The sequence below is a fragment of the Nocardia abscessus NBRC 100374 genome (genome assembly GCF_000308455.1).
Taxonomy (GTDB): domain Bacteria; phylum Actinomycetota; class Actinomycetes; order Mycobacteriales; family Mycobacteriaceae; genus Nocardia; species Nocardia abscessus.
Genome location: NZ_BAFP01000261.1, coordinates 1 through 21,228 on the forward strand (window position 1 = coordinate 1; position 21,228 = coordinate 21,228).

Genomic DNA, 21,228 nt, shown 5'->3' on the forward strand with positions numbered 1-21,228 from the left:
AACACCTGATACAGACGCTGGACATCGCTCGCGGTGTAGAGCCGGTGGCCGGTGCTGGTCCGCTCCGCAGGGTGTACCAACCCGATACGATCGTAGTGGTGCAGCGTCCGCACCGTCAGTCCGGCCTCGGCCGCGAGTTCTCCGACCTTCCAAACACGCTCGGTTCCGGGCTGTTCCATCCGTTAATCTCACTTCCACCGACGCACTTTGCACCGGTGTCGCCGACGGTAGAACCTGACCTTACGTCAGGTGCAAGCCGAAACACGCCCGCCGAATCCAGCAGTCACGCCGTGCCGCCACATCCTCAATCGACACATGCCCCACTCCCGAACCGGTCTTGGCGTGGAGGTCGAGCGAGACCGCGACGCCAGATCTCGCCGATACGACATTCCGCCCGCTCGGACCGCCGCCGAGATTCGCCGAGTAGGCAGCCCGGTGCAGCCTGGTGACCCCGCGCGCGGCCCTGCTGGAGAGTGCCCGCCCTTACGGCCGCGACGGGCGGCGGCGTCCAAGCCATCGAGGTCGGTGCTGCCACCGCGTCCCCGAATACCCCGCTCGCCTGCGCCGTGAGCTGGTCTTCGACCGGACGCCGGGCGCTGAGCCGGGCAGACGGTCAGTGCCGGAAATCCCGCGACACCGGTGGGCGTGTCTGCTGGAGTGCGGGGAGGCGGACTGCGAGCATGAGCCCCCATGTCCGGTGTGAAGAAGGAACCAGCCCGCCGCCGCGCCGGCCGATCTGGTGGTGACGTGGCCTGGGGCTCACCGCGCGGCGAGGTGGCGTGGGTCGCGGCGATGCGCGCGCACATCTGGCATCGCCGATACCCGCCGTCCTCGGTGCTGCAGGCGCTGGGCACACCCTGCGGTCACCCGGTACCCGCAGCGGACATGCGGGTGTTCGCCGGGCTGGACGTCATGATGCGAGTACGCGGCTGGAGTTTTCTCGGGGAATGCTCCGGTCCGGAAGTCCTCACCTGGATCTACGGACCGTCCGACGCCGGCGAGAGCTGTCTCGACCGCGGCGTGGAACCGGTCACGACGATCGCGGCCACCCTCGACCGCTCGCTACCGACCGACACCGTGCACGACTGCGAAGTCGAAGTCCTCCTCGTCGGCACCCCCTACAGCCAAGCCCGCCTCACCGGCCTGACCGGCCTCACACCACACCTCGAACTCATCGAGGCCCACCGCCCCGGCGACCCCATCACCCTCCCGTTCCCCCTCGGCCGCGCCCGCGTCACCGACCGCGCCGACCAACCTCCCATCAGTGCCGATCGATGATGCGGCAAGGCTGTGACGAGCGATAAAATCATGTACAGGTCGGGGAACCGCAGAAGATTCGATCTCGGAAGGAGATGAGATCGATGGGCTCCTTCGGCCTCGATCCCGGCGACGGCCTCCACGCGTTCCTCAGATGGCTCGCCGTCACATTCGGCCTCGGCTACGGCCTCAGCTGAGCGACACGCCGCATCCTCGCCACCGAGGCAGCAGCAGCGGCCGCGGTACTCCTCACCGGCGCCGGCTGCGCGTCGCCGGACACCACGAGCCCCTCCCCGACCGCGCCCAGCGGACTGGAATCCGCGCCGACCAGCCCGCTCGGCGGCACGCTGAAGGTCTGGGGTGGCCGGGAACCGACCGACCACACCCAGCTGGCCGAGTACACCGTCGCCAACCCCCGCATCCTCGCTGGACAGTCGACCTTGTCATCGCCTGCAAACAAGGCAGCCACTACGTCCCGGGAACATTCGAAGTGCTCACCAGCGCCGGTCGCCGCATCGAACAGTTCAATCGCTCCTATCCCAGCTCGGTGAGGCCGAGTTCGACCCAGGCGGGCGCGCCGCTCGGAATAGGCAGGGCCATGGAGCTGGCGCCGTCGAGTTCGAGCAGGTTAGCTGCCTGGCCTTTCGGGCGCTGTGACCGTCACGGATCAAGCGGTACGGGGTTAGCGCGGCTTCCCCGCCAGACACGCGCATGCACGGCGGTGTCGCCCGTGCCGGCCTGGCGAGGCTCTACGATTTTCGCCGTCACGTGTCCGCTCCAGGCCCATGACGGCGCATTACGGATGGGAGGCGCCCCAGGGTCTGCTCGGTGTTCCCTCACGAGCCGGGCGGGCTCTGGGGTGTATCCGCCGATCCGATCCGCGCGTCCTGTGTCCCGCCCGGCGGCAGCAGTCCGACCGGCATCCGCAAGCTGAAGGGAATCGGGGATGTGCAGTTCGAGGAAGGCTCCCTGATCCAAATGGTCGCGGGCGGGGTGTGCGTGTTCCGCATCATCGAGTTCGGTATCGACGGTGACCTGAGGTTGCCCCGGTCTTCCGGACACCGTGCTGCGCCGATGGTGGCAAGGCGGCTACGCCACAGACCGAACCGACGAGCCAGATACCTAGAGTCTCCGGCGACCGAGCACAAACCCACCGCATTTCTGGGGGACTCCATTCCCCTGATCGAGCATGACGAAGGAGTCCAGACCCCCTGGGGCCGTTCACAGTCTCGCCGACTTCATTCCTACCGGTGAGCCTGTTTGGTGTTCGCGGGTGCGGGTTGGGATGGCGTAATCGGCAGGCAGACGGCGTGGGTGATCCTGTCGCCAGAGGGATACCTGCCCTGATCAGAGGGATCTACCTGCGAAACCGTAAGGGCTGGGCGAATACGGCGCGGAGGCGTCGGCAATGCTATTTGACTGGCTTAGAGCCATTTCGCCGCCAGCTGGTCCGAGGTGCGGGGCTGGTGGGGTGGGTCAACGCCGAGACCCCCGATACTCTGTAGAGCGGTATCTCACCAACACTCTGTTCGTTGACCTCGTGAAGGAAGGGTGGATCGGTGGCACTGGAGTATCAGCGGAGAAACTCGTCCAAATCGTAGAAGTAGGGCCGAGCCCTGGGCGCGACCTTTTCGCGGCCATCGACTACAGTCCGGAGACTCCCAAGGAGTGAATACCTGGCGGGCAGGGTCGTCGACGCAGGTGCCGGCTACACGTGTGCTCAGGCTGTTGCTTACCTGGCTGCGATCACGGTCCTCGATGATCCCGTCGGTGCGGATGAGGTTGCCGCAGAGCTGGGTGATCTGCCGTTGGCGTTGGCCACAGCCGCAGCCGCGATCGCCGCCTCCGGCACCACATATCAGCGGTTCCTGCAGCGGCTCCGCAAGCAGCGGTTGCCGCAGGCAGGCGTGGCCGCGGCGGATGGACGGTGCCCAACTCGTCGACCACATCGACGCCCTAACCGGCAGTGGCTTGCCCGAACATACCGATCACGAACTGCGCGCACGGATTCTGTCGGCTCGCCGCTGGGCAGTAGCCCAGCTGACCGCCGCCGCGGATTTCACTCGCGCTATCGAACTGGGCCGCCGCACCCTCACCGACCACGAACAGCTCCTCGGCCCCGACCACCCCGACACCCTGGTCTCGCGCAACAACCTCGCCAACGCATACGGATCGGCGGGCCGACTAGCCGAGGCCATCACGCTCCACGAACAGAACCTCGCCGACCGTGAGCGAGTACGGGGCCCTGACCACCCTGACACTGCGGCCTCACGCGAAAGCCTCGCTCGGTCGCGCAATCTCCAGACGTCGATGACTGACGGCGGCGAACACCAACGACGCCGAAGCGTTGCGCCTGCTGGTCCGAGCGATCACGGCGGTACGGTCACGCCGTGTCCACGTCGACGTCGACCGGCGAAGTTTTGTCCACGACAACAGGATGTCGTCCCTCGCCGAAGCCGGTCTGCCGCGATGAATGGGTCTACATCGACTGTCGTGCTCCACCGCACGACACGGCGTCGATAGGGTCCGCGCGCATCGAGCAACAGCAGGACCGCGCGAACGACAGGGGTCCCGGCCGGGTAGACTCTGCTGCGTCGAAGTCGGTGCGTACACACGAAGATTCGCGCCCGCGATCGGTCGCTGTCGCGTGGTTCGATTCCGAACCGATCTGAGGGGGAACTCGGATGGATGTCACGATTTCAATTGCGGGGGTGTCCGATCGCGGAGACAGCCTCCGTGCCTTACGCATGTGGTTGGTGGGCGAAGATCTGCTGCGGGGGCGAGCGCGAGTAGTCACGAGCCCACCTCCGGAGGGCGCATTGGGCTCGACCGTGGAAACGCTCGCGATCGCGCTGGCGCCCGGAGGCGCGGTGACGGTGCTCGCGAGTGCGCTCATCACCTGGATTCGGCGGCAACGAGGTGACATCACTCTCAAGGTGGTCCGGCCGGACGGTGCATCGGTGGAGTTCAGCGGGGCGAACGCACGATTGGAGGACGACAACACCCGTAGGTTGATCACAGAGCTGCTACAACATGCGGATTCCAACGGTGATGTCGAGGACGTTCGGTAGGCGTGGACCGATATGGCCGATAACCGGGCAACCGCACTCGGCAGCGCGGGTTCGCGCGCGCTGGTCGTGGGTACCGGAAGGCACGGCGCGTCCTCCCGATTACCGGACGTGGTCGCCGTCGACAACACCGTGGCAGAACTCGGCCGTTGCCTGACCGAACGCTGCGGCATGTGCCGAGTCGAGGTATGCGTCGATCCTGCGGGACCGAGGGAGTTCCTGCGGGCATTGATCGAAATGTCCGCGCAGGCAAGCGATGTCTTCCTGTTCTACTACGTCGGGCACGGGCTGATAGGCCCCGGCGGCGAGCTGTATCTGGCGACAGCGGCGACCGAGGACGAAGGCATCGGATTGGCGGTCGACGCGCTGGCGTACTCCACGGTTCGCGAGGCGCTCACCGAATGCCCCGCGCGTTCGATCATCGTCGTGCTCGACTGCTGCTTCTCCGGTCGTGCCCACGGTTCATTCGGCACCGCGGTCGCCGATGCGTTCGAACTGAGCTATGTGCGGGGCAGTTTCCTGCTGAGTTCGGCGTCGGCGACCGAGCAGGCTCTGGCTCCTCCCGGTGAGCCTTTCACCGGGTTCAGTGGCGAGTTGATCCGGTTTCTCGATCACGGTGAGACGTCTGTCGGTCGTTTTCTGACAGCCGATGACGCCTATCGTCATCTGGCCAGGGCGCTGCCGAGCCGCGGATTGCCCGCGCCACACCGCAGGGCGGGCGATCGAGCCGGGGAGATCGTGCTCGCCGTCAATCCCGCCGCGCCTGCGACCGTCGTCTCTCGCCACGGGCCGCTGAAGCCCATCAACCGGGGTGGTGTGAGCGAGCCACGTTGCCCCTACCGGGGGCTCGACGCGTTCACCGCGGTGGACGCGGGCTACTTCTTCGGGCGCGACGACATGGTCGCCGCGGTCTTGCAGCGACTGGTCGATCGACAAGACGAGGGCCCGGTTGCCGTAATCGGCCGTTCCGGGTCGGGAAAGTCCTCGCTGCTGCAAGCCGGAGTGCTACCGGCGATCCACGCCGGGCGATTGAACATTCGAGGTTCTCGCAACTGGCCGCAGCTCGTCATGCGGCCAGGCACGGACCCCGTGCGCGCGTTGGCCAGTCGGTTGACGCGCCTGTGCGGGATCTCCGAGGACGAGATAGCGGCCAGGGTGCGCGCCGACGAGACGGGGTTGGCCGACATCGTCCGCGCCGCGTCGAACGCAGGCAGGCTCCGGGGCGGTCGCCTCGTACTCGTCGTCGATCAATTCGAGGAATTGTTCGTCGACGGTAACGAGGCGCAGCGACACGCATTCGTGCGAGCGATCTGCGTGGCCGGGCGTTCGGCCGATCGGACGACTGTCGCTCCGCTGATGGCGATTCTGTGTATCCGCGCGGATTTCTACAGCTACTGCACCGAATACCCGGACCTGGTGGAGGTTCTGCGTGACGCTCAAGTCCCGGTGCCACCGATGAACTCCGAGCAGCTACGCGAGGTTATCGAGAAACCCGCACGCGCAGTCGGTCTCACCCTCGAGGACGGCTTGATTCCTCGGCTGCTTCTCGACCTGCGCAGCGGCCACGACTTGACGGCCGAGTCCGGCGGGACGCTGCCGCTGCTCTCCTATGCCCTCATGATGACCTGGCATCATCGGGAGGGCGCGGCATTGACCTTGGCTGGCTACCAGGACAGCGGAGGAATCTGGGAAGCCGTCTCGCGGCAGGCCGAACAGACCTACGAGGCGCTGGCCCCGGACCGGCGACGAGCCGCGCGTCACATGTTGCTGAAAATGGTCCGCCTCGGTGAGGGAACCGAGGACACGCGGCGGCGACTTGCCCTGACGGAGCTGGCGGCCGGGTCGTCCACCGAGCAGGCGTTGGTTGCTCGCGAAGTGTTGGCCGCGTTCGTGGCGGCCCGGTTGGTGACCGTCGCCGACGGCACCGCCGAGATCACCCATGAGGGTCTGCTGCGAGTGTGGCAGCGATTGCGCGATTGGATCGCCGAGGACCGCGCCGCACTTGTCGTCGACCAGCAGTTCGGAGATGCCGCTCGCGCCTGGGACCACGCGGATCGCGATGCCACTCAGCTGTATTCGGGAAACCGGTTGGCGCGCGCCCGCGAGCGCTACGCCGAGGAGTCCTCGCGGGCCGCACTCAGTTCGCTGGAACGAGACTTTCTGGACACAAGCTCCGAGGCCGCCCGCCGTCGCGAACGGCGCCGCCGCCTGCAACTCGCGGCGGCGGTCCTGGCGGTGGTGTTGATCGTTACCGGCGGCGCGGTCGCGGTGCAGCGCACCGTGCGTGCGGCGTGGGAGCATCGGGCGGCGTTGGACAGTCAGGCGGTGCGATCGTCGCAGGAGCTGGCCGCCGCCGCGGACGCGCTGCGCATGAGCGATCCCGCTGCCGCCCTGCGACTGAGCCTGACCGCATACAATTCCGCCCGAACCCCGCAGGCGCGAAGCAGCCTCTACCGCGCCTATGTGACGCCGTATCCGACCACCGTCGTCCGGCACGCCGCCCCCTCGCTGAGCGTGGCCCACGCTGCCGACGGCCGCATCGTCGCGAGCAGCGGGCACGACCACACGGTGCGATTGTCCGATATCGGTGATCCGTTCCACCCGAAACCGACCGCAACGCTGCCCACCGACAGCGCCGTGATGCTTGTTTTCAGTCCGGACAGTCGGCTCCTCGCCGCACGCTCTCAACGGAACCTGTTCCTCTGGGACGTGCGCGATCCCTTCCACCCCGAACAGCTGGCCGCAATCCCTCTGGTCACCTCGACGGTCCACGTCGGAGACGGCGACCCCGCCATCCATCCGGCGATCGCGTTTTCCGCGGACGGCGCCGTCCTGGCAACGACCGGCACCGAGGACGGCACTGTGCAGCTGTGGGACGTCCGTGATCCGCGCCGCCCCGCACTCGATGCCGAAATATCGGCTGACACCCGCGCAATCAACGATCTGGCCTTCAGACCCGATGGTCTGCTCGCCGCCGCGGGTGCGGCCGGATCCGACGGTGGCGTTGTGCGTTTGTGGGATACCCGTCATCGGCCGACACCGATCGTGGTGGCGACCCTTCCGGTGAATTCGGCTTTTTCATTGGCGCTGAGCCGTTCTGGCCAGGAACTGGCATCGGCGGGCGGACTGGGTGACCTGCACGTCTGGGATCTCACCGATCCCGCGGCCCCGCGCGAGATAGAGTTCTCGTACCGGAACAGCCGTTCCAATTTTATGGATATCGCTTACGGCCCGGACGGGCGAGGCTTCCTCACCACCGGCTCCGACGGCACAGCGACATTCTGGACCAGATCGAAATCGGACGCCGGATACAGTGCGCAGAGTTCGCTGCGCGACCCCTCGGGAATTCTCGCGGCCGAGTTCAGTCCGGACGGCCGTCGTGTTCTGACCGCCGACGGTGACGGCACTATCGGGCTGTGGAGCGTGCCCGCATCGAGCATTCCAGGCACCGTGCAGCAAGGCCCAGACGGCACTTCTGCTTTCAACAGCGACGGAACGCTGCTGGTCACCGCGCAGCCCGACATGCGAGGCGCCCAATTGTGGCAGGTCGATGATTTGCTCCGGCCACGTCTGGTGGCAACGCTGCCCGATATTGACACCAGCGCCGCCTTCATTGCAGATGGTCGCATCCTGCTGACGCAGGTCAGCGACCGAAAAGCGGTACGCCTGTGGAACGTTTCCGACTCTCGTAATCCATCGGTGGGGGCGTCCGTACCCACTCCACATATTCCGGCCGCTCGCCGTCAGCTTCTCGCCACCGTCTCCGTCGATGACAGGCTCGAACTACGGACCGTCACCGATATTCTGCATCCGGTTCTACATGCGACCGTTGCGCTGGACAGTCCCGTGGAGCAGACCGGCGCTTTCGAAGGGTTGTGGTTTCTCGAGGACGGTTTGTTGGGAGTGTCCTACGAAAACGAGTTGCATCTGTGGGACGTACGCGACCCCGCGCACCCTGTTCGCCGCGGCACGATCGCATCCGCCAATCCCACATACGGGTACTTTCCTTCTCGCCACCTGCTCATGGCCGATCCGACCTACGTACCGGATGTCACCTATCTGTGGGATCTCACCGATCCGGATCACCCGGTGTCGATCACCGAAAAGCCGAGCGGTCGATTGAATTGGATAAACGCCTCGACTGCCACCGTGGACGAGATCGGCGACGGGTTCGTCGTCGGTATCGACAACAGCAGCAAGCTGATAAAGGTATGGGATCTGACCGACCCCGCCGCACCGGCTACCGTCGGCAATACCGCCCCCGGTAGTTCGCCGAGGAACTTGACGGCGAGCCCGAAGAGAAATGTCCTGGTCGGCACAGGTTCGGGCGGTGGCGCGCAAATATGGAAGATAAGCGGATCCGAGCGACCGGAACTCGAAGACCTGATCACTCGCTTACCGTCGGGTTCGCAGATAGTCTTCCGCCCCGACGGCAATGCCCTCGCGACGCTTCTGCCCTCCGATACCGGCAACCTCGGGCCGTTCTATCCCGCACCGATACACCGCTCCATCATCTGGCCGCTGGACACCGAGAGCCTCTATCGGCAGCTGTGCACCGATATCGACGATGTCGAGGTCACCGACGACTGGAAGAATTACCTTCCGCGCCGATTCCACAGACCGGCCTGCACCTGAGCACTACCGTGGCGATGCCCATCCTCACCGGGGCTCAGCGGCCGGGACCGGGTTGGACTCGGGTGTCGGTTTCGGGGATCTCGATGGGTTCGTCTGGGCGCCAGGCTTGTTGGGTGCTCGGTGTGACATCGGTGACCACGTAGCTCGCGCGAGTGGTGACGGGGGCGCCGCGACGGCTGACGTAGGGCAGGACGCGGAAGTCGTTGCGTAGAGGTTCGTGGTTCAGTTCGACCCGGAGGTAGCCGCGTTGGGCGTTGAAGATTGCAGGTCGGGGATGGCGGCGAGCAGGGTGCGGCCGGTGGGGTTCATATCGGCGCCGTGGCGGCCGGTGGTGATCGAGGAGCCGATGAATTCGGTGCCGACGACGGGGACCGAGATCGGCGGCGCGCAGGTCGAGGGCGCTGTGCTGGTGGCGGTCGCCGGTGAAGACGACGAGATTGTCGATCTCGCGTGCGGCGCGGCGCCGAGGACCGCGTTGCGGTGCATCGGGAATGGTTCGGTTGGCCGCGAAACGCTCGGTACAGTCGTGCACCATGCCGCCGTCACCACAGTGCGTTTCCCCTCGCACCGTGGAGGCCTGACCATAGAGGAAAGATCGGATGGCGGAGAAGAGACGCGAGTTCGATCGGGAGTTCCGTGAGGGGCGGTGCGGATCGTGCGTGAGACCGGGCGGCCGGTCGCGCAGGTTGCCCGTGAGCTGGGGGTCAACGAGGGCACGCTGACGACCTGGGTGGCCCGGGACCGGCAGCAGCGCGACGGAGCGGCCGGTGATCGGCTCAGCGAGTCCGAACGCGTGGAGCTGGTGCGGTTGCGGCGCGAGAACGCCGAACTGGCGATGGAGCGTGATGTCCTCGAGCGACCAGTGGTCCTGTGGGTGAAGGAGGCGACCAAGTGAGCGTGGCCCGGTTCATCGCCTCCCAGCGGACCGAACACGGTGTCCCGCACACTGTTTGCTGCCGCGCCCTCAATGTCAGCGAGCCGTGGTTCTACAAGCGGAACGACCGTGAGCCCACACCGCGCCGGCGCCGCCGTGAACAGTTGATCGCGGCGATCGGCAAGGAGTTCGAGGACTCCGGCCGCACCTACGGCAGCCCGCGCATCGGGCTGGAGCTGCGGGAGAAGGGCTGGCGGGTCTCCAACAACACAATCGCCGTGATAATGCCCGGTCGGGCGCTCACCTGGAACCCGACCATGCGAGTTCCGGCTCGTGCGCGGCACGCCTCTGGACTGGCGTCGAGTTCGCCGATACCGGTAATCGCTCAGAACGCAGCACTATTCGTCAGAGACCTTGCGTCAGATAGTGGAGTTGCGGAGCGTCGCAGCACCGATGGTGGCGCGCTCGCGTCCGCCAGTTCAAGGCGCTCGAGCGATGGTGGACACTTGGGGGTTTCGACCGACGCTGAGGCCGAGTCGCTCGTGCTGGGTGACGCGATGGTTTATTGCAACATCGCAGTTACTTGTCGCCGGCGTAGGTGGGCACGTCGTGGCCGGCACCTTCGACTTCGAGCAACACCGACACCTTCGACCAATGCGGACCCGTTCGTCTCATCCTCGGGCCCGAGGTCGCCGGCGGGCGAGATCACGTATTCCACTGCCGCGAATCGCTGACTACAACCGCCGACCGGACCTACGCCGTGAGGAACGCGGCCCACAGCAAAGTGGTGATCACGAGCAGGACCGGTGTCGTGATCCGGGCGACCCGCACCCGATGACGGGCGGGAAAGGCGAAGGCAACGGCCACCGCGGTGACGAGCGCGGCGGGCACCGACAGCACGGTACCCGCGATCAGACCGTATCCGTGGGGGTCGAATGCGGGGTCGGTCACGAGACGAAATGCGACCACGAGATAGATGCAGCGCAACCAGAGCAACCCGGCGCCAGCGGCCACTGCACCGGCCACCAGGGTGACCACCCGCCGGAGAGCGGCCGGTCGCGAGGGGCGGTGCGTGCTCACCGGATTCGCTCCGCGATCACCCCGGCGATCTCGATTGCCGGACCGCACACATCCTGGCCGATGGCGGGCGCTGCGGGGACGAACTCCACCTGGAAGAGTCCGCCGGAGGCGACCTGCACCCAGATCATGCAGTTGCGGTGGCCGCTTTGACTGCGGCGGTCGACCAGAAACGCGGACCGTCCCGCGATGTGCAGGGTCCGGAAGTTCTCTTTGTCGTTTTTCGTGTCTTCGACAGTCCCGTACCGGTGCCACGGGTTGGGGGCGAAAATCATCCTGACGCCCTCGGGTTCCGCAGCGGGTGTGCTCCAGCGGCAATAGCTGGGTGTGGAGTCCAGTGCCGGTATTCCCGGGCCTGTGAGTCGGAAGCGGGTGAGATCGCCGGGCCCGAGCACCGTGCATGGATGGTTGACAAGCTCGGCCAACCTCCACGGAGGGGTCGTGGGCGGTGACGTATCGGTGCTGAGCACCGTCGGCCGCGGTGCGGTCGTCGCGGTTCCGGAGATCTCGCAGGCGGCCGCGGTGACGAGTGCCGACCCCAGCACTACAGCACAGAGCCTGCGGACCCGGCTACGGACATTTTTCTGCATCGCTACCCCTCCCTACGACAATCACAACACAGGCCGCGGGATCGCGCAGCCGCCACCCGTAGGGTCTCGCAAGTCATGGTGCCAAAGGGTCCTGGCAGTACCCGTCGGCGGATGTACAGGTCGTGCAAAGCGCGGACGTGTCCGCGGTGGTCAACCACCGGCTGGCCGCAGCCGCCGATCCGGACTTCGAGCCGGTGGACGTGCTGCACGAGGTGAAAGCGCCCACGCTGGTCATCGAGGGCAGTCCCGCGCGCGGCGCACGCTCGTTTCGACCGGAGTAAGTCGGTTCGCTCCCGGCGCAGCACGCCAGGTCCCGCGCCTACGCCGGGAGGAAGTCTCCCGCGACCAGGTCGTCCAGTTGCTCCATAGTGCGTGGGCCGATGATGGCCGAGGTGACTGCTGGGTGGGTGATGGCGTAAGCCAGTGCGAGGTGGGTCAGTGGCAGCCCTGCTTGCCCACGACCGGTATGAGCGCCTCCACGGCGTCGAGCTTGCGTTCGTCGGTCATGTGCTGCGGGACCCATCGCAGAGCGGCGGCCGATGCGGTCTCTCCGCCGTGCTTGTGGAAGCGGTCGGTGAGTAGGCCCATCGACAACGGGCTCCGCACCAGGGTTCCCAGCCCCAATGGGTTCGGGTCGATATCGGTGGCATGCGAGGGCGGGCGACTGGCGTCAGCACTGAAAAAGCGTTTGGTGCAACACGTTTCACTTTAGGAGAACGTTGATCTCATTCATGCGATACCGTATTCTGGGCCTGGGCATGAGGGGCGCTCGGCCCGAATCAAACGCTTTGGTCGGTCGATATGCGACTGGGGATAGCCAAACGACGCTGGGGGACCCTGCCAAGTTACGAGAAGTCACGTGCACTGACGACGGACTCGCTCTCCGGGGTCGGTCGTGGAACAGATAGCCGCCGAATCACAACGGGAAGCAGCCGGTACCAACCGGTTTCAATGTCCTGGCCCGCTGCCCCGCGCACCGCAGAGCTGTACGCGAAACGCGGGCACTCGGATCCACTCGGCCGGAGTCATCGACGACACCGGATGCGCAATCGCTGCTTCACAGCGAATTTGCTTGACTTAAGGAGTCTCATCGTGAAGGCCGACCACGCTCAGCAGGATCATTCTCAGCGGCAACGATCGCGGTTCGCGCCGACAGCGCGCTGGTTACGCGATCTGATCATCGACCGCAATGCACACGCCCGCCCGAATATGCTGTTCGCGGGACAATCCGTCAGCGAGGAGGCGGCACACCTGGCCTACGCGCTCAGCCTGGTGCACACCGCGGAGGCCGAGGCCGGCGAATGTGTGTCTTTCCTGGCGAATTCCACCGAAGAGGGAATCTCCGCGGCGGTCAAACTCGCGCGCCACACTGCCGCCCGCAACGACCGTTCGGGACAAGTCCTGGTCATCGATCCGGAACAGTCACTGGCCCAGTACTTCGACCCGGCCCGCGACGGGTTAACCGATGCCCTCGTGCCCGGGGTGCGGTCGTCCGATTCAGTCGCAGCCGCGTACGACGTGCTCGCTACGGAGTCGTGGGCTGGGGTGCTGATCGTTCTTTCCCCCGAATTCGACGGGCTGTCAAAAGAAGCGGCGGACCTGCTGCACACGGCATCCGCCGACGGCGCGATGCGCATAGTCTGCGACCGTCGGCCGATCCCGGTCGCGACCAGTGATCGCCGGCTGCCTGCGGCCGCGATCGATGCCGATATCTGGGTCTACGGTGAAAACCTCACCGACGACCAGGTCCCGTTCGGTTGCTCGGTGATGACGCGGCAGGCGTACACGGTGTGGAACAACCCCGTCGATTGCCTCGCACACAGTTCGACCTTCGGTGGCAACGGTGTCGCGGTTGCGGCTGCCCTGCATGTGCTGCGGGAACGCGGCTATCTCGACAATCGTGCTGAGCGGGCGCTCGCCGACATCACCGCCAGCCGACGCGTCCGCAACGACGCGTTCGCCCGGTACGTAAGCCCGCCGGCGGCGGGCTTACTCGAGGCATTCGGACTCGACTTCGATATCAAACAGGCCCGCGGCTCGGAACTGACCATGCGCGACGGCCACACCCTGCTCGATTGCGCTGGTGGCGCTGGTGCGAACCTGCGCGGGCACAATCCGCCGGAGGTGCGTGCGACCGTCGCGGCACACGACCCCACGCACGACTACTTCGCGGACCTCGAGAAGTATCTGACCTCACTGACCGGATTCGATCGCGCCTTCCCCGCAGTCAGTGGTGCCACCTGCGTCGAGACCGCGCTCACGTTGGCCAGGCTGGCCTGCCCCGATCGAAAGACGATCGTGACCTTCCGCGGCAATTACTCCGGCAAAACCCTTGGCTCACTGAGCATGAGCAAACACGGACCGCAACGATCGGCCACGATCCCGGAAGCGTTCCGGCCCTATTATTCGAATCTCGTCTACATCGACCCACTGAATCCGAATGCCAGGGGTGACCTCGAGCGTGCGCTCGACAGCAACGACGTCGGCCTGGTCTGGTTCGAGCTCATCCAGGGGATGTCGTGCCGGGCGATCTCGCCGGATCTCGTCGAGGTGGTCGCCGAGCGCAAAAAGACCGACGGCTTTCTGGTCGGCGTCGACGAAGTACTCACCGGTGGCTGGCGCACTGGTGAGGGCTTCCTGGCTCATCCCGCGGCGATCGCTTCGGCCGACTTCACCACTCTGGCGAAACCGTTGTCGGACATGACTTTCCCCATGGCGGTCATGCTGTGCCGCGCCGCCGTCGCTGACCGCGCCACTGAGTACGATTCCACCCTGGTCGAGCGACTGCAGTACGGGTATCGAAACGGCCTGGGCGCGCACTTGGCGCTCGACGCGCTGCGCGCGGTGAATACCGATGAGCAACACGCTCGGCGCCGGCACGAACAGCAGGCGCTGCGTTCCGGCCTGGAACGACTCGCTGAGTCGTCGGCGCTGTTCGAAGGGGTGACCGGGCAGGGCAGCCACCTGCGGCTGGTGATGAATCGGCGCTGGTTCCCGCAGCGCTCGAACTCGATGGTCACACTGGCGGTCGAGGGCTCGCTGATGGACATCATGGCCAGTCGGTGCGGTGTGGTGGTCGCAGACCAGCGGTTCTTCCCGCCGCTGTTCGGTCGGCCGGGCACGATGCAGGAGGCAGTGGATCGCCTGACGGTCGGGCTGGCCAATGTAACTCCTGCCCATGTCTACGCCAACCTCGTCTCCCGGATCGGAGCCCATGGGCTTCGCCGGACACGGCGAACGATCCGCTGGTACCGGATCGGAGGCCGTCTCCATGGCAGGCTCCAGAGCCTGACGAGGTCTGCCCGCGGCATCGGTACGACCACAGTCCCGGCCTGACCGTACCTACTTCGGCCCCCACCGAGTGCAGACGAGACACGGAAGCGTAGGTCCGCGATGACTACCCGAGGTCGAAACGACACAGATACGCGTACCCGAAGCCGGTGGCGCCGGTTGCCGGGGGGAGCCCTTCTCAGCGATCTCGCACGCCGATCCGCCGGACACGGGCGGATCGTCGTCGCGTGTTGGGCGGTCCTGCTGGCGGCGGTCGTCGGCTTGGCACTGTTCCTGGGTGGGCGGGCTGACGATACCTACAGCGTGCCCGGTTCCGACTCCGGGGTCGCTCAGGACGTGCTGGCGCGGGCGTTCCCGGCCATGTCCGGGACGTCGGCCACCGTCGTCTTCGCAACGCCCGACACCGGCCAGAACATTCTGGACCATGCGGCGTCCCTCGCGGAGGTTCGTGCGGCGATCACACGCCTGCCACACGTCGGAGCCGTCGACGATCCGCTGGCCAACGTGTCCGCCAATAGTCGCGCGGCGTACGCGACCGTGAGCTACGACGCCAATGAGAACGTGCTGACCGAGGACGCCGTCGACGCACTGCGGCAGGCCGCGGCCCCGGCCCGCGCACAAGGACTCGACGTGGAGTTCGGCGGCCCGCTGGTCGCCAATACCGCCTCCCGGGGTTCGATATGGGCCGAACTCATCGGCATCGCAGTGGCTTTCGTAGTCTTGCTGTTGTCGTTCGGCTCGCTGGCGGCGACGGTGATCTGCCTGGCCACCACCGGCGCCGCGGTGGGGATCGGGTTGGCAGCGCTGGAACTGCTGAGCCGAGTCACCACGGTGTCGTCCTCGGCGACCTCGATCGCCTCGATGATCGGTATCGGGGTGGCCATCGACTATTCACTGCTGGTGGTCAGCCGATACCGCGGCTACGTGGCGGATGGCAGGACAGGATCCGATGCCATCGCGGCCTCGGCGGCCACCGCCGGGAGGGCGGCCGTGATCGCCGGCTCATCGGTGGTCCTCGCCCTGCTCGGCCTGCTGACAGTAGGTATTCCGACAGTCTCGGCGATGGCCTACGCCACCGCGATCATGGTTGCGGTGGTGCTCGCGGCGACCTCGACCCTGCTTCCGGCATTGCTGGCGTTGTCCGGACGCCGGGCCCATTCGGTGATACCGGCGCTGGCCCGCATGGCGCTGGGCAGCAAGGCCGTTGAGCGGCGGTGGCGGCGGTGGATCGGGCGCGCTGTGCGTTATCGCTGGGGATACCTGTTGGCCAGCCTCGGAGCGCTGGCGCTGTTGGCTTTCCCGGTCGCGCACATGACACTGGGGCAGTTGGACGCTGGTGTCGATCCGCCGTCGACGACCCAGCGTCGCGCACACGACCTGATCGCCGACAACTTCTCCCCCGGTACGAACAGTCCCCTCGTTGTCGTGCTGCAGGGCGCGCCCGACACGGTGTCCGCGGTGGCGGACAGGGTGCGCGACCGGCTCGCCGCCGATCCCGACGTCGCCGCCGTCACGCCGGCGGTGACCAACCTGGATGTGGCGGTGCTGACCGTGATTCCGCGCGAGGCCCAACACTCCGCGGAAACGACCGCCCTGGTCGATCATATCCGCGCGTTGCCGAGCACGGATATGATCCCTGGCACCGCCATCCATGTCACCGGCATGGCGGCAGCCGATGCCGATCTGGCTGCGAAGATCGAATCGCGCATACCCGCCTTCCTCGCGGTGGTGCTCGGGTTGTCGATTATTGTGCTCACCTTCGCGTTTCGAGCTCCGCTGGTCGCGCTCAATGCGGCCGCGCTCAATGTGGTGTCCGTCGTCGCGGCTCTCGGCGTGGTGGTCGCGGTCTTTCAATTCGGTTGGGGAAGCTCACTTCTCGGTGTCGATACGCACTGGTCCATTCCTGCGTACATGCCGTTGCTGATATTCGCGTTCATCTTCGGATTATCGATGGACTACGAGGTGTTCATCCTGTCGCGGGTCCGCGAGGAGTACATGCGCCACGATATCCGCGACCGTGCGGCGAATGAGGAGGCGACGATCACCGGAATCGCGGCCTCCGCACAGGTGATCGCGCCAGCAGCGCTCGTGATGATCGCCGTATTCATCGGATTCGCCCTCGATCCGGATGGCAATATCAAGATGCTCGGTGTCGGACTGGCTACCGCGATCGCCCTCGACGCCAGCATTATCAGACTCGCGCTCATCCCCGCGGTTATGGCGTTGCTCGGCCACTACAACTGGTGGCCCGGAGACCGTCGCGCCCCCGATCGCCGCAGTGCCACTGTGATTCGAGCATCGAGCACGGCCGAGCACGGCCGCGAAGACACGTGAAGCCGGCTAGGCCGCCGACCGGCTGGCGGCGCGGCACCCGGAACGTGCCGCGGATTATCCTCGTCCTCGTCCTCATCGGCACCGTGGCCGCCGCCGAAACCTACTACCGCCACCGGATCGCGGACTGCATCGCCACGCAGGTGGAGCAGGATCTGGGGTCCAAGGTATCGGTGAGCCTTGGGCCGAAACCGTTGCTGCTCACCGCGATCGACCATCATGTCCAGTACGTCGATCTCGACAGTGACGATGCCACATTCGGGCCCGCCGTCGACATGAAGGTGCACGCGCGGCTCAACGACATCTCGCTGATCGACAACGGTCGCGGCGGCGCGGACATCGGCAGCAGCAGCGCCGAGGCCACCTGGAGCAACGAGGGCATCGCGCAGACCATGAAGGGGTTGATCTCGCGGGTTCGGTCCGATTCGAGTACCGGCGTGCTGGATTTCGAGGTGTTCGGCGGCATTGCCGATCTGCAGGTGAAGCCGCAGATCGTCGGCGACCACATCGAGGTGATCACGCAGTCCGCCCAGTTGTTCGGCCTCGGCCTTCCCACCGATCTGGTCGACGGCATCGTGGATCTTATGACCGAAAGCCTGCAGAATGATCCGCTGAACCTGAAGCCTACCGAGGTGAGGGTCACCGACAACAGCATCGAGATCAGAATGGCCGGTGGGCCCACCAAGCTGGAACTCCAGCAGAACACCGAGGCCTACACCTGCTGATCGCCGGGCGGCGGATTACTCCGGGAAGTCCGTCGGCACCTCGCTTGACCGGGACAACCCGAGTCGAGTGGCCTCGGGCACTATCCGGAGGCCACCAAAGCTTTTGTTGCCTTTGGTTTTCGGCACGCGCGTCGGAGTTGTCGACGTCGAGTAGCGCCCGCCGATAGGCACCGAAGGCATGCTGATTGAAGGAGGTTCCCTAGACAGTGTCTCGAACAAGGTGTCGTCGTCACAGCCATCGGTCTATGGCGGCGATCTGGATGACGGCGAGGTAGCGGGTGGCGAGTTTCTCGTAGCGGGTGGCGACGGCGCGGTGTTGTTTGAGTCGGTTGAGGCCGCCTTCAATGGTGGTGCGGTGCCGGTAGATCTCACGGTCGATCGCCGGTGGTCGTCCGCCTGCACGGCCGCGGTTGCGGCGATGCGTGATGACCGCCGCGGCCGCGGCCGCCGCGTATTCCTCGGGATTCGGGTGACAGACCTGACGCAGCGCCTCGTCGAAATAGTCCGCGGTGGAGGGAAACAGGGCCGGCACATCTGCGCGCGCCACCTCCGAATGCTCAGGAACCGCGCCGACCTGGCCCACGAGGTCGGCCAGGCACGCAAACTCGATCCACACCATGTCGACGCGGTCGTGCAGATCTGGTACAAGCTCAATAGCAGAACCGACGAGGTGCTCCGAGAACGAGAGCGGCAACCACTCGCACTCGCCCCTCGCCCGCAGCCAAGTCCTCCCCCAAGCCGAGCCGAGACGGCGACGCCCATCGACAGTGCTTCGAAGGGGGCCACCCGCCCCCCGGACACGACAGCCCGTCGAGACGTTGGACTCGTGGCGCTGACCTCGGATGACTCGAGCAGCGTGGCCGCACCAAGGCATGGAGACCGCCCGCACCGGCCGGGACCTTGGGACACCGTCGACCGGACCGCACTCGAATTTCTGCTCGCCCACCTGAAGCAGTGCGACCCCACAGGCCGTCTGCGGCGCCGGTGGGGGTAGCGGTAGTCTGCGCCGAGAACAACGCACGCGCCACCAGTTCCAGTCAGGACGGTCCAACCGAGGCCCGAAGGTTTGACTCGGCGACCAAATCAGTTGCCTGATAACTGGGTTATCTGGCAACTACTCCCCGAGGCCTGGCAGATGCAGGAGAACCGCATGTCGTCAGCATTCGCTGACATAACCACGGTGAGGGCAGGTAAATTCCATCCTAGGCAGCGGCGCTAACTTGCGATCATAATAGATTGCGCTGAACGGTAGACGTTCTCGTTAAGCGTTGACCTGCAATCTGTCTCGATAGGGACCACCCTCGTTTGCGGCTGGTGACGCGCTCCGTACCCGGAAGGTGCGCCGAAGGTGGTGGCCGATCTGACATCAAGTTCACAAACCGGGGAGATACTTAATCTTGCCGGAATCGAGTGAGCAGGGAGAAAAATCCGGAATGAAGATGGCACTTCGAGCAACGTGCGCCGCCGCTGCGGTCGTTGGCGCGATAATCGGATCGGCACCATCAGTGGTCGCACAACCGCCGCCACCCACCGACCAAGGAACCCCCGAAGACGTGCAGGGTGTGCTGAATCGGCTTTCGCAGACGCAGACGCTGACCGAATCAGATCGTGCGATCTTGCTGAAATATCCCGACATTGCCGAGCAGATCGTCGATCCTGGCAAGGTGGTGCTCGGAACAGAGCAGAAGCAGCCTGCCGATCAAACCAAGGTCGGACCGGGATGCTGGACTTGGGCGCGTGATGTCAAGGGGTACACGGTCCTCGGCCAGGATGCCTACACAGTGCGCTTCCGCGCCGACTGGTGCGAGGACGAGGCAAACATCAGGGGCGTTCATTTCCGAAGCCAGGAGGTCACGTTCCTGGGTACGTTCATGAACGACAGGGGGGAAAAGGAAAACTTCGTGACACCGACGCCTTATCCGAACGTCGAGGTGAAGTTGAAGCGCGAAATCGAGAACTGCGTTCCCATCTATGGCTGCGTCAACAGTGACTATCCCTACGCGCGTTTCGATCTCCACGCTGGCCCCAACAACGAGGACTTCTTCTACACCGGTGTGCAGTAGATCGGGGGCTACTTGGCAGCTGTAGAAGACCGCCGACCCCGGACACGCCAGGTAACAACACGGACATGCCAGCTTTGCGTCGGTGAACGTCGCCACCGCGTGTTCTGCCTCCAGCCCGGCCACGACAGATTCAGCGCCCGAGACCCCAACGCCCGCAGTGCGGCGGGGGTACTCACCAGCACCGAACAGAGCTTGCATCGGCTGAACACCGATCGCCACCGGACTAACGTCCCGGATCACCGGCGACCCGATGATCACCGATCAGCTCACCCAACCGCGCGCTCACCTTGTCCAAATCCGCCCGCTACGTGGGGAACTGACCCCAAATCCTCGACCACGCTCGCCAGCTCGGTGAAGTACCGCAGTACGACGTCGACCCGTGTGCCGCTGGTGTACAGTCGCCCACTTGCGGTACCGGACGCCGCTCAACTTCCCGAGCACAACCCCAAGCCCCAAGCGGCGGAAGACGTCCGCGGTCGAGTCGAGCAAGTGTCGATAGCGGGCGAGGTCAGCGTCGGCGCATAGGATAGCCACTACCGGGTCGGACAAGATCACGGTGTCCGGAATACCGGGGCAACCTCAGGTTCGAGCAATCTTCACCCAATCCTGGTTGCCGGTCTTCTCGAGGAACCAGAGCTCGGCAAGATTGTCCGGAGTGTTGATGACAAGGAGGTCACCGGCTTCGCCGTCGATGACGCCGACCGGGTCGTTGACCTGCACCGTGGGAATCAGTCGTATTCGTGCGGTTTGGTGCGCGGTGAAGACACCTCCAGCTCCACGCTGGGTCACGGGCGCAGGGACCTACTCTCCACCACCGACGCCGACAACCCCCGGCCTGCCGGAGGAGTTGGGGACGGTTTCCCAGTGCCCACCGTCGTCCTGGTTAGGATCATCGTTCCATTGGCGTACCGACACTGTGGGGACTCGGGACATGCTTGACGGACTGTCCACGACCGCGCAAACTGGTTAGCACATTGGCATCGGAGGTGTAATGCTCTCTCCGGCAAGATCTTTCACTTCGTAGCGGCTACAGCCCCGTCAGCGCGGGGCCGGCGGTAAGACCGGTTGCACCACACCGACACGAGCCCTGTCGCATCCAGACCGCGGAAAGACAGGCGAACACCACACGTGGGGGGAGGACTTACCTGTGGGCGGCGGCGACAAACAGACTCTCCCCGGCACTCGCGATCCGGGTGCCCGTTCTCCTCGGCCTGGAGAGACGAATGTCGGCGGCCCGATGTTCTGTCAAAACGTGATCGCGTCCCTCGAAGATGGTTCAGGGCAGGTTGGGGAACGACAGGTTCGCGGGCCCGAGTG

At 65.5% G+C, this 21,228-nt stretch carries 18 protein-coding genes; 11 read left to right on the forward strand and 7 right to left on the reverse strand.

Annotated elements, in window-relative coordinates:
• The coding region (locus ON19_RS40995; protein WP_043701560.1) for a MerR family DNA-binding transcriptional regulator at positions 1–179 on the reverse strand (179 nt) is incomplete at its 3' end.
• A gap of 511 nt (positions 180–690) precedes the next feature.
• Between ON19_RS40995 and ON19_RS32410 the strand changes: the two genes are divergently transcribed.
• The 4 genes from ON19_RS32410 to ON19_RS32425 all read left to right on the forward strand — a co-directional run bounded on the left by ON19_RS32410 (position 691) and on the right by ON19_RS32425 (position 8,960).
• On the forward strand, positions 691–1,278 hold the full coding sequence (locus ON19_RS32410) for a hypothetical protein (RefSeq protein ID WP_157229946.1): 588 nt from the start codon (positions 691–693) through the stop codon (positions 1,276–1,278).
• A 1,899-nt stretch (positions 1,279–3,177) separates the two neighbouring features.
• Entirely contained in the window at positions 3,178–3,780 is a 603-nt protein-coding gene (locus tag ON19_RS41000; protein WP_218006515.1) for a tetratricopeptide repeat protein, read from the forward strand.
• Between the two features lie 188 nt (positions 3,781–3,968).
• Positions 3,969–4,328 (forward strand): effector-associated constant component EACC1, encoded by a 360-nt coding sequence (locus tag ON19_RS32420; protein ID WP_157229947.1) that lies wholly within the window; start codon positions 3,969–3,971, stop codon positions 4,326–4,328.
• A gap of 12 nt (positions 4,329–4,340) precedes the next feature.
• Positions 4,341–8,960: a caspase, EACC1-associated type gene (locus ON19_RS32425; protein WP_051169531.1), complete on the forward strand. Its 4,620-nt coding sequence runs from the start codon at positions 4,341–4,343 to the stop codon at positions 8,958–8,960.
• A 222-nt stretch (positions 8,961–9,182) separates the two neighbouring features.
• Here ON19_RS32425 and ON19_RS32430 read toward each other — a convergent pair whose 3' ends face one another.
• Positions 9,183–9,446, reverse strand: a complete 264-nt coding sequence (locus ON19_RS32430) for a hypothetical protein (protein WP_043701566.1) — start codon at positions 9,444–9,446, stop codon at positions 9,183–9,185.
• Between the two features lie 169 nt (positions 9,447–9,615).
• Between ON19_RS32430 and ON19_RS32435 the strand changes: the two genes are divergently transcribed.
• Both ON19_RS32435 and ON19_RS42435 read left to right on the forward strand, forming a co-directional pair.
• Entirely contained in the window at positions 9,616–9,855 is a 240-nt protein-coding gene (locus ON19_RS32435; protein ID WP_218006516.1) for a transposase, read from the forward strand.
• Positions 9,852–10,568, forward strand: coding sequence for an IS3 family transposase (locus tag ON19_RS42435; RefSeq protein WP_157229948.1), 717 nt, complete (start codon positions 9,852–9,854; stop codon positions 10,566–10,568). Before ON19_RS32435 ends, ON19_RS42435 begins: the two co-directional genes overlap by 4 nt.
• A gap of 19 nt (positions 10,569–10,587) precedes the next feature.
• On the opposite strand, the gene ON19_RS39415 is transcribed toward ON19_RS42435, so the two are convergent.
• Together ON19_RS39415 and ON19_RS32445 are read right to left on the reverse strand one after the other, a co-directional pair.
• Positions 10,588–10,914 (reverse strand): hypothetical protein, encoded by a 327-nt coding sequence (locus ON19_RS39415; RefSeq protein WP_051169532.1) that lies wholly within the window; start codon positions 10,912–10,914, stop codon positions 10,588–10,590.
• A complete protein-coding gene (locus tag ON19_RS32445; RefSeq protein WP_083899798.1) occupies positions 10,911–11,501 on the reverse strand; it encodes a DUF3558 family protein in 591 nt (196 codons plus the stop codon). Before ON19_RS32445 ends, ON19_RS39415 begins: the two co-directional genes overlap by 4 nt.
• A gap of 122 nt (positions 11,502–11,623) precedes the next feature.
• On the opposite strand from ON19_RS32445, the gene ON19_RS42440 reads away from it, so the two are divergent.
• Entirely contained in the window at positions 11,624–11,782 is a 159-nt protein-coding gene (locus ON19_RS42440) for a hypothetical protein (protein ID WP_218006517.1), read from the forward strand.
• 154 nt (positions 11,783–11,936) lie between these two features.
• Here ON19_RS42440 and ON19_RS44180 read toward each other — a convergent pair whose 3' ends face one another.
• Complete coding sequence (locus tag ON19_RS44180) at positions 11,937–12,107, reverse strand: hypothetical protein (RefSeq protein ID WP_227955058.1); 171 nt, start codon at positions 12,105–12,107, stop codon at positions 11,937–11,939.
• Positions 12,108–12,593: 486 nt separating this feature from the next.
• On the opposite strand from ON19_RS44180, the gene ON19_RS32455 reads away from it, so the two are divergent.
• The 3 genes from ON19_RS32455 to ON19_RS32465 all read left to right on the forward strand — a co-directional run bounded on the left by ON19_RS32455 (position 12,594) and on the right by ON19_RS32465 (position 17,848).
• Positions 12,594–14,837 carry an aminotransferase class III-fold pyridoxal phosphate-dependent enzyme gene (locus ON19_RS32455; RefSeq protein ID WP_051169533.1) on the forward strand — a complete coding sequence of 748 codons (2,244 nt, stop codon included), beginning with the start codon at positions 12,594–12,596 and terminating at the stop codon, positions 14,835–14,837.
• Positions 14,838–15,095: 258 nt separating this feature from the next.
• Positions 15,096–17,126: an MMPL family transporter gene (locus tag ON19_RS32460; protein ID WP_169334244.1), complete on the forward strand. Its 2,031-nt coding sequence runs from the start codon at positions 15,096–15,098 to the stop codon at positions 17,124–17,126.
• Between the two features lie 44 nt (positions 17,127–17,170).
• Entirely contained in the window at positions 17,171–17,848 is a 678-nt protein-coding gene (locus ON19_RS32465) for an LmeA family phospholipid-binding protein (protein ID WP_227954743.1), read from the forward strand.
• Positions 17,849–18,077: 229 nt separating this feature from the next.
• Here the strand turns inward: ON19_RS32465 and ON19_RS44185 are convergent, their stop codons facing one another.
• Positions 18,078–18,542 carry a transposase gene (locus ON19_RS44185; RefSeq protein WP_255218436.1) on the reverse strand — a complete coding sequence of 155 codons (465 nt, stop codon included), beginning with the start codon at positions 18,540–18,542 and terminating at the stop codon, positions 18,078–18,080.
• Positions 18,543–19,281: 739 nt separating this feature from the next.
• On the opposite strand from ON19_RS44185, the gene ON19_RS32475 reads away from it, so the two are divergent.
• Positions 19,282–19,911 carry a hypothetical protein gene (locus tag ON19_RS32475; protein WP_157229949.1) on the forward strand — a complete coding sequence of 210 codons (630 nt, stop codon included), beginning with the start codon at positions 19,282–19,284 and terminating at the stop codon, positions 19,909–19,911.
• 579 nt (positions 19,912–20,490) lie between these two features.
• Here the strand turns inward: ON19_RS32475 and ON19_RS42445 are convergent.
• A complete protein-coding gene (locus ON19_RS42445; protein WP_157229950.1) occupies positions 20,491–20,631 on the reverse strand; it encodes a hypothetical protein in 141 nt (46 codons plus the stop codon).
• Positions 20,632–21,228: the final 597 nt, after the last annotated feature.

Excerpts from the sequence above, each read along its gene's own strand:
- ON19_RS32445 (WP_083899798.1), bottom strand. The coding sequence starts at position 11,501 with ATGCAGAAAAATGTCCGTAGCCGGGTCCGCAGGCTCTGTGCTGTAGTG.
- ON19_RS32475 (WP_157229949.1), top strand. The coding sequence starts at position 19,282 with ATGAAGATGGCACTTCGAGCAACGTGCGCCGCCGCTGCGGTCGTTGGC.
- ON19_RS32430 (WP_043701566.1), bottom strand. The coding sequence starts at position 9,446 with ATGCACCGCAACGCGGTCCTCGGCGCCGCGCCGCACGCGAGATCGACA.
- ON19_RS32425 (WP_051169531.1), top strand. The coding sequence starts at position 4,341 with ATGGCCGATAACCGGGCAACCGCACTCGGCAGCGCGGGTTCGCGCGCG.
- ON19_RS32410 (WP_157229946.1), top strand. The coding sequence starts at position 691 with ATGTCCGGTGTGAAGAAGGAACCAGCCCGCCGCCGCGCCGGCCGATCT.
- ON19_RS41000 (WP_218006515.1), top strand. The coding sequence starts at position 3,178 with ATGGACGGTGCCCAACTCGTCGACCACATCGACGCCCTAACCGGCAGT.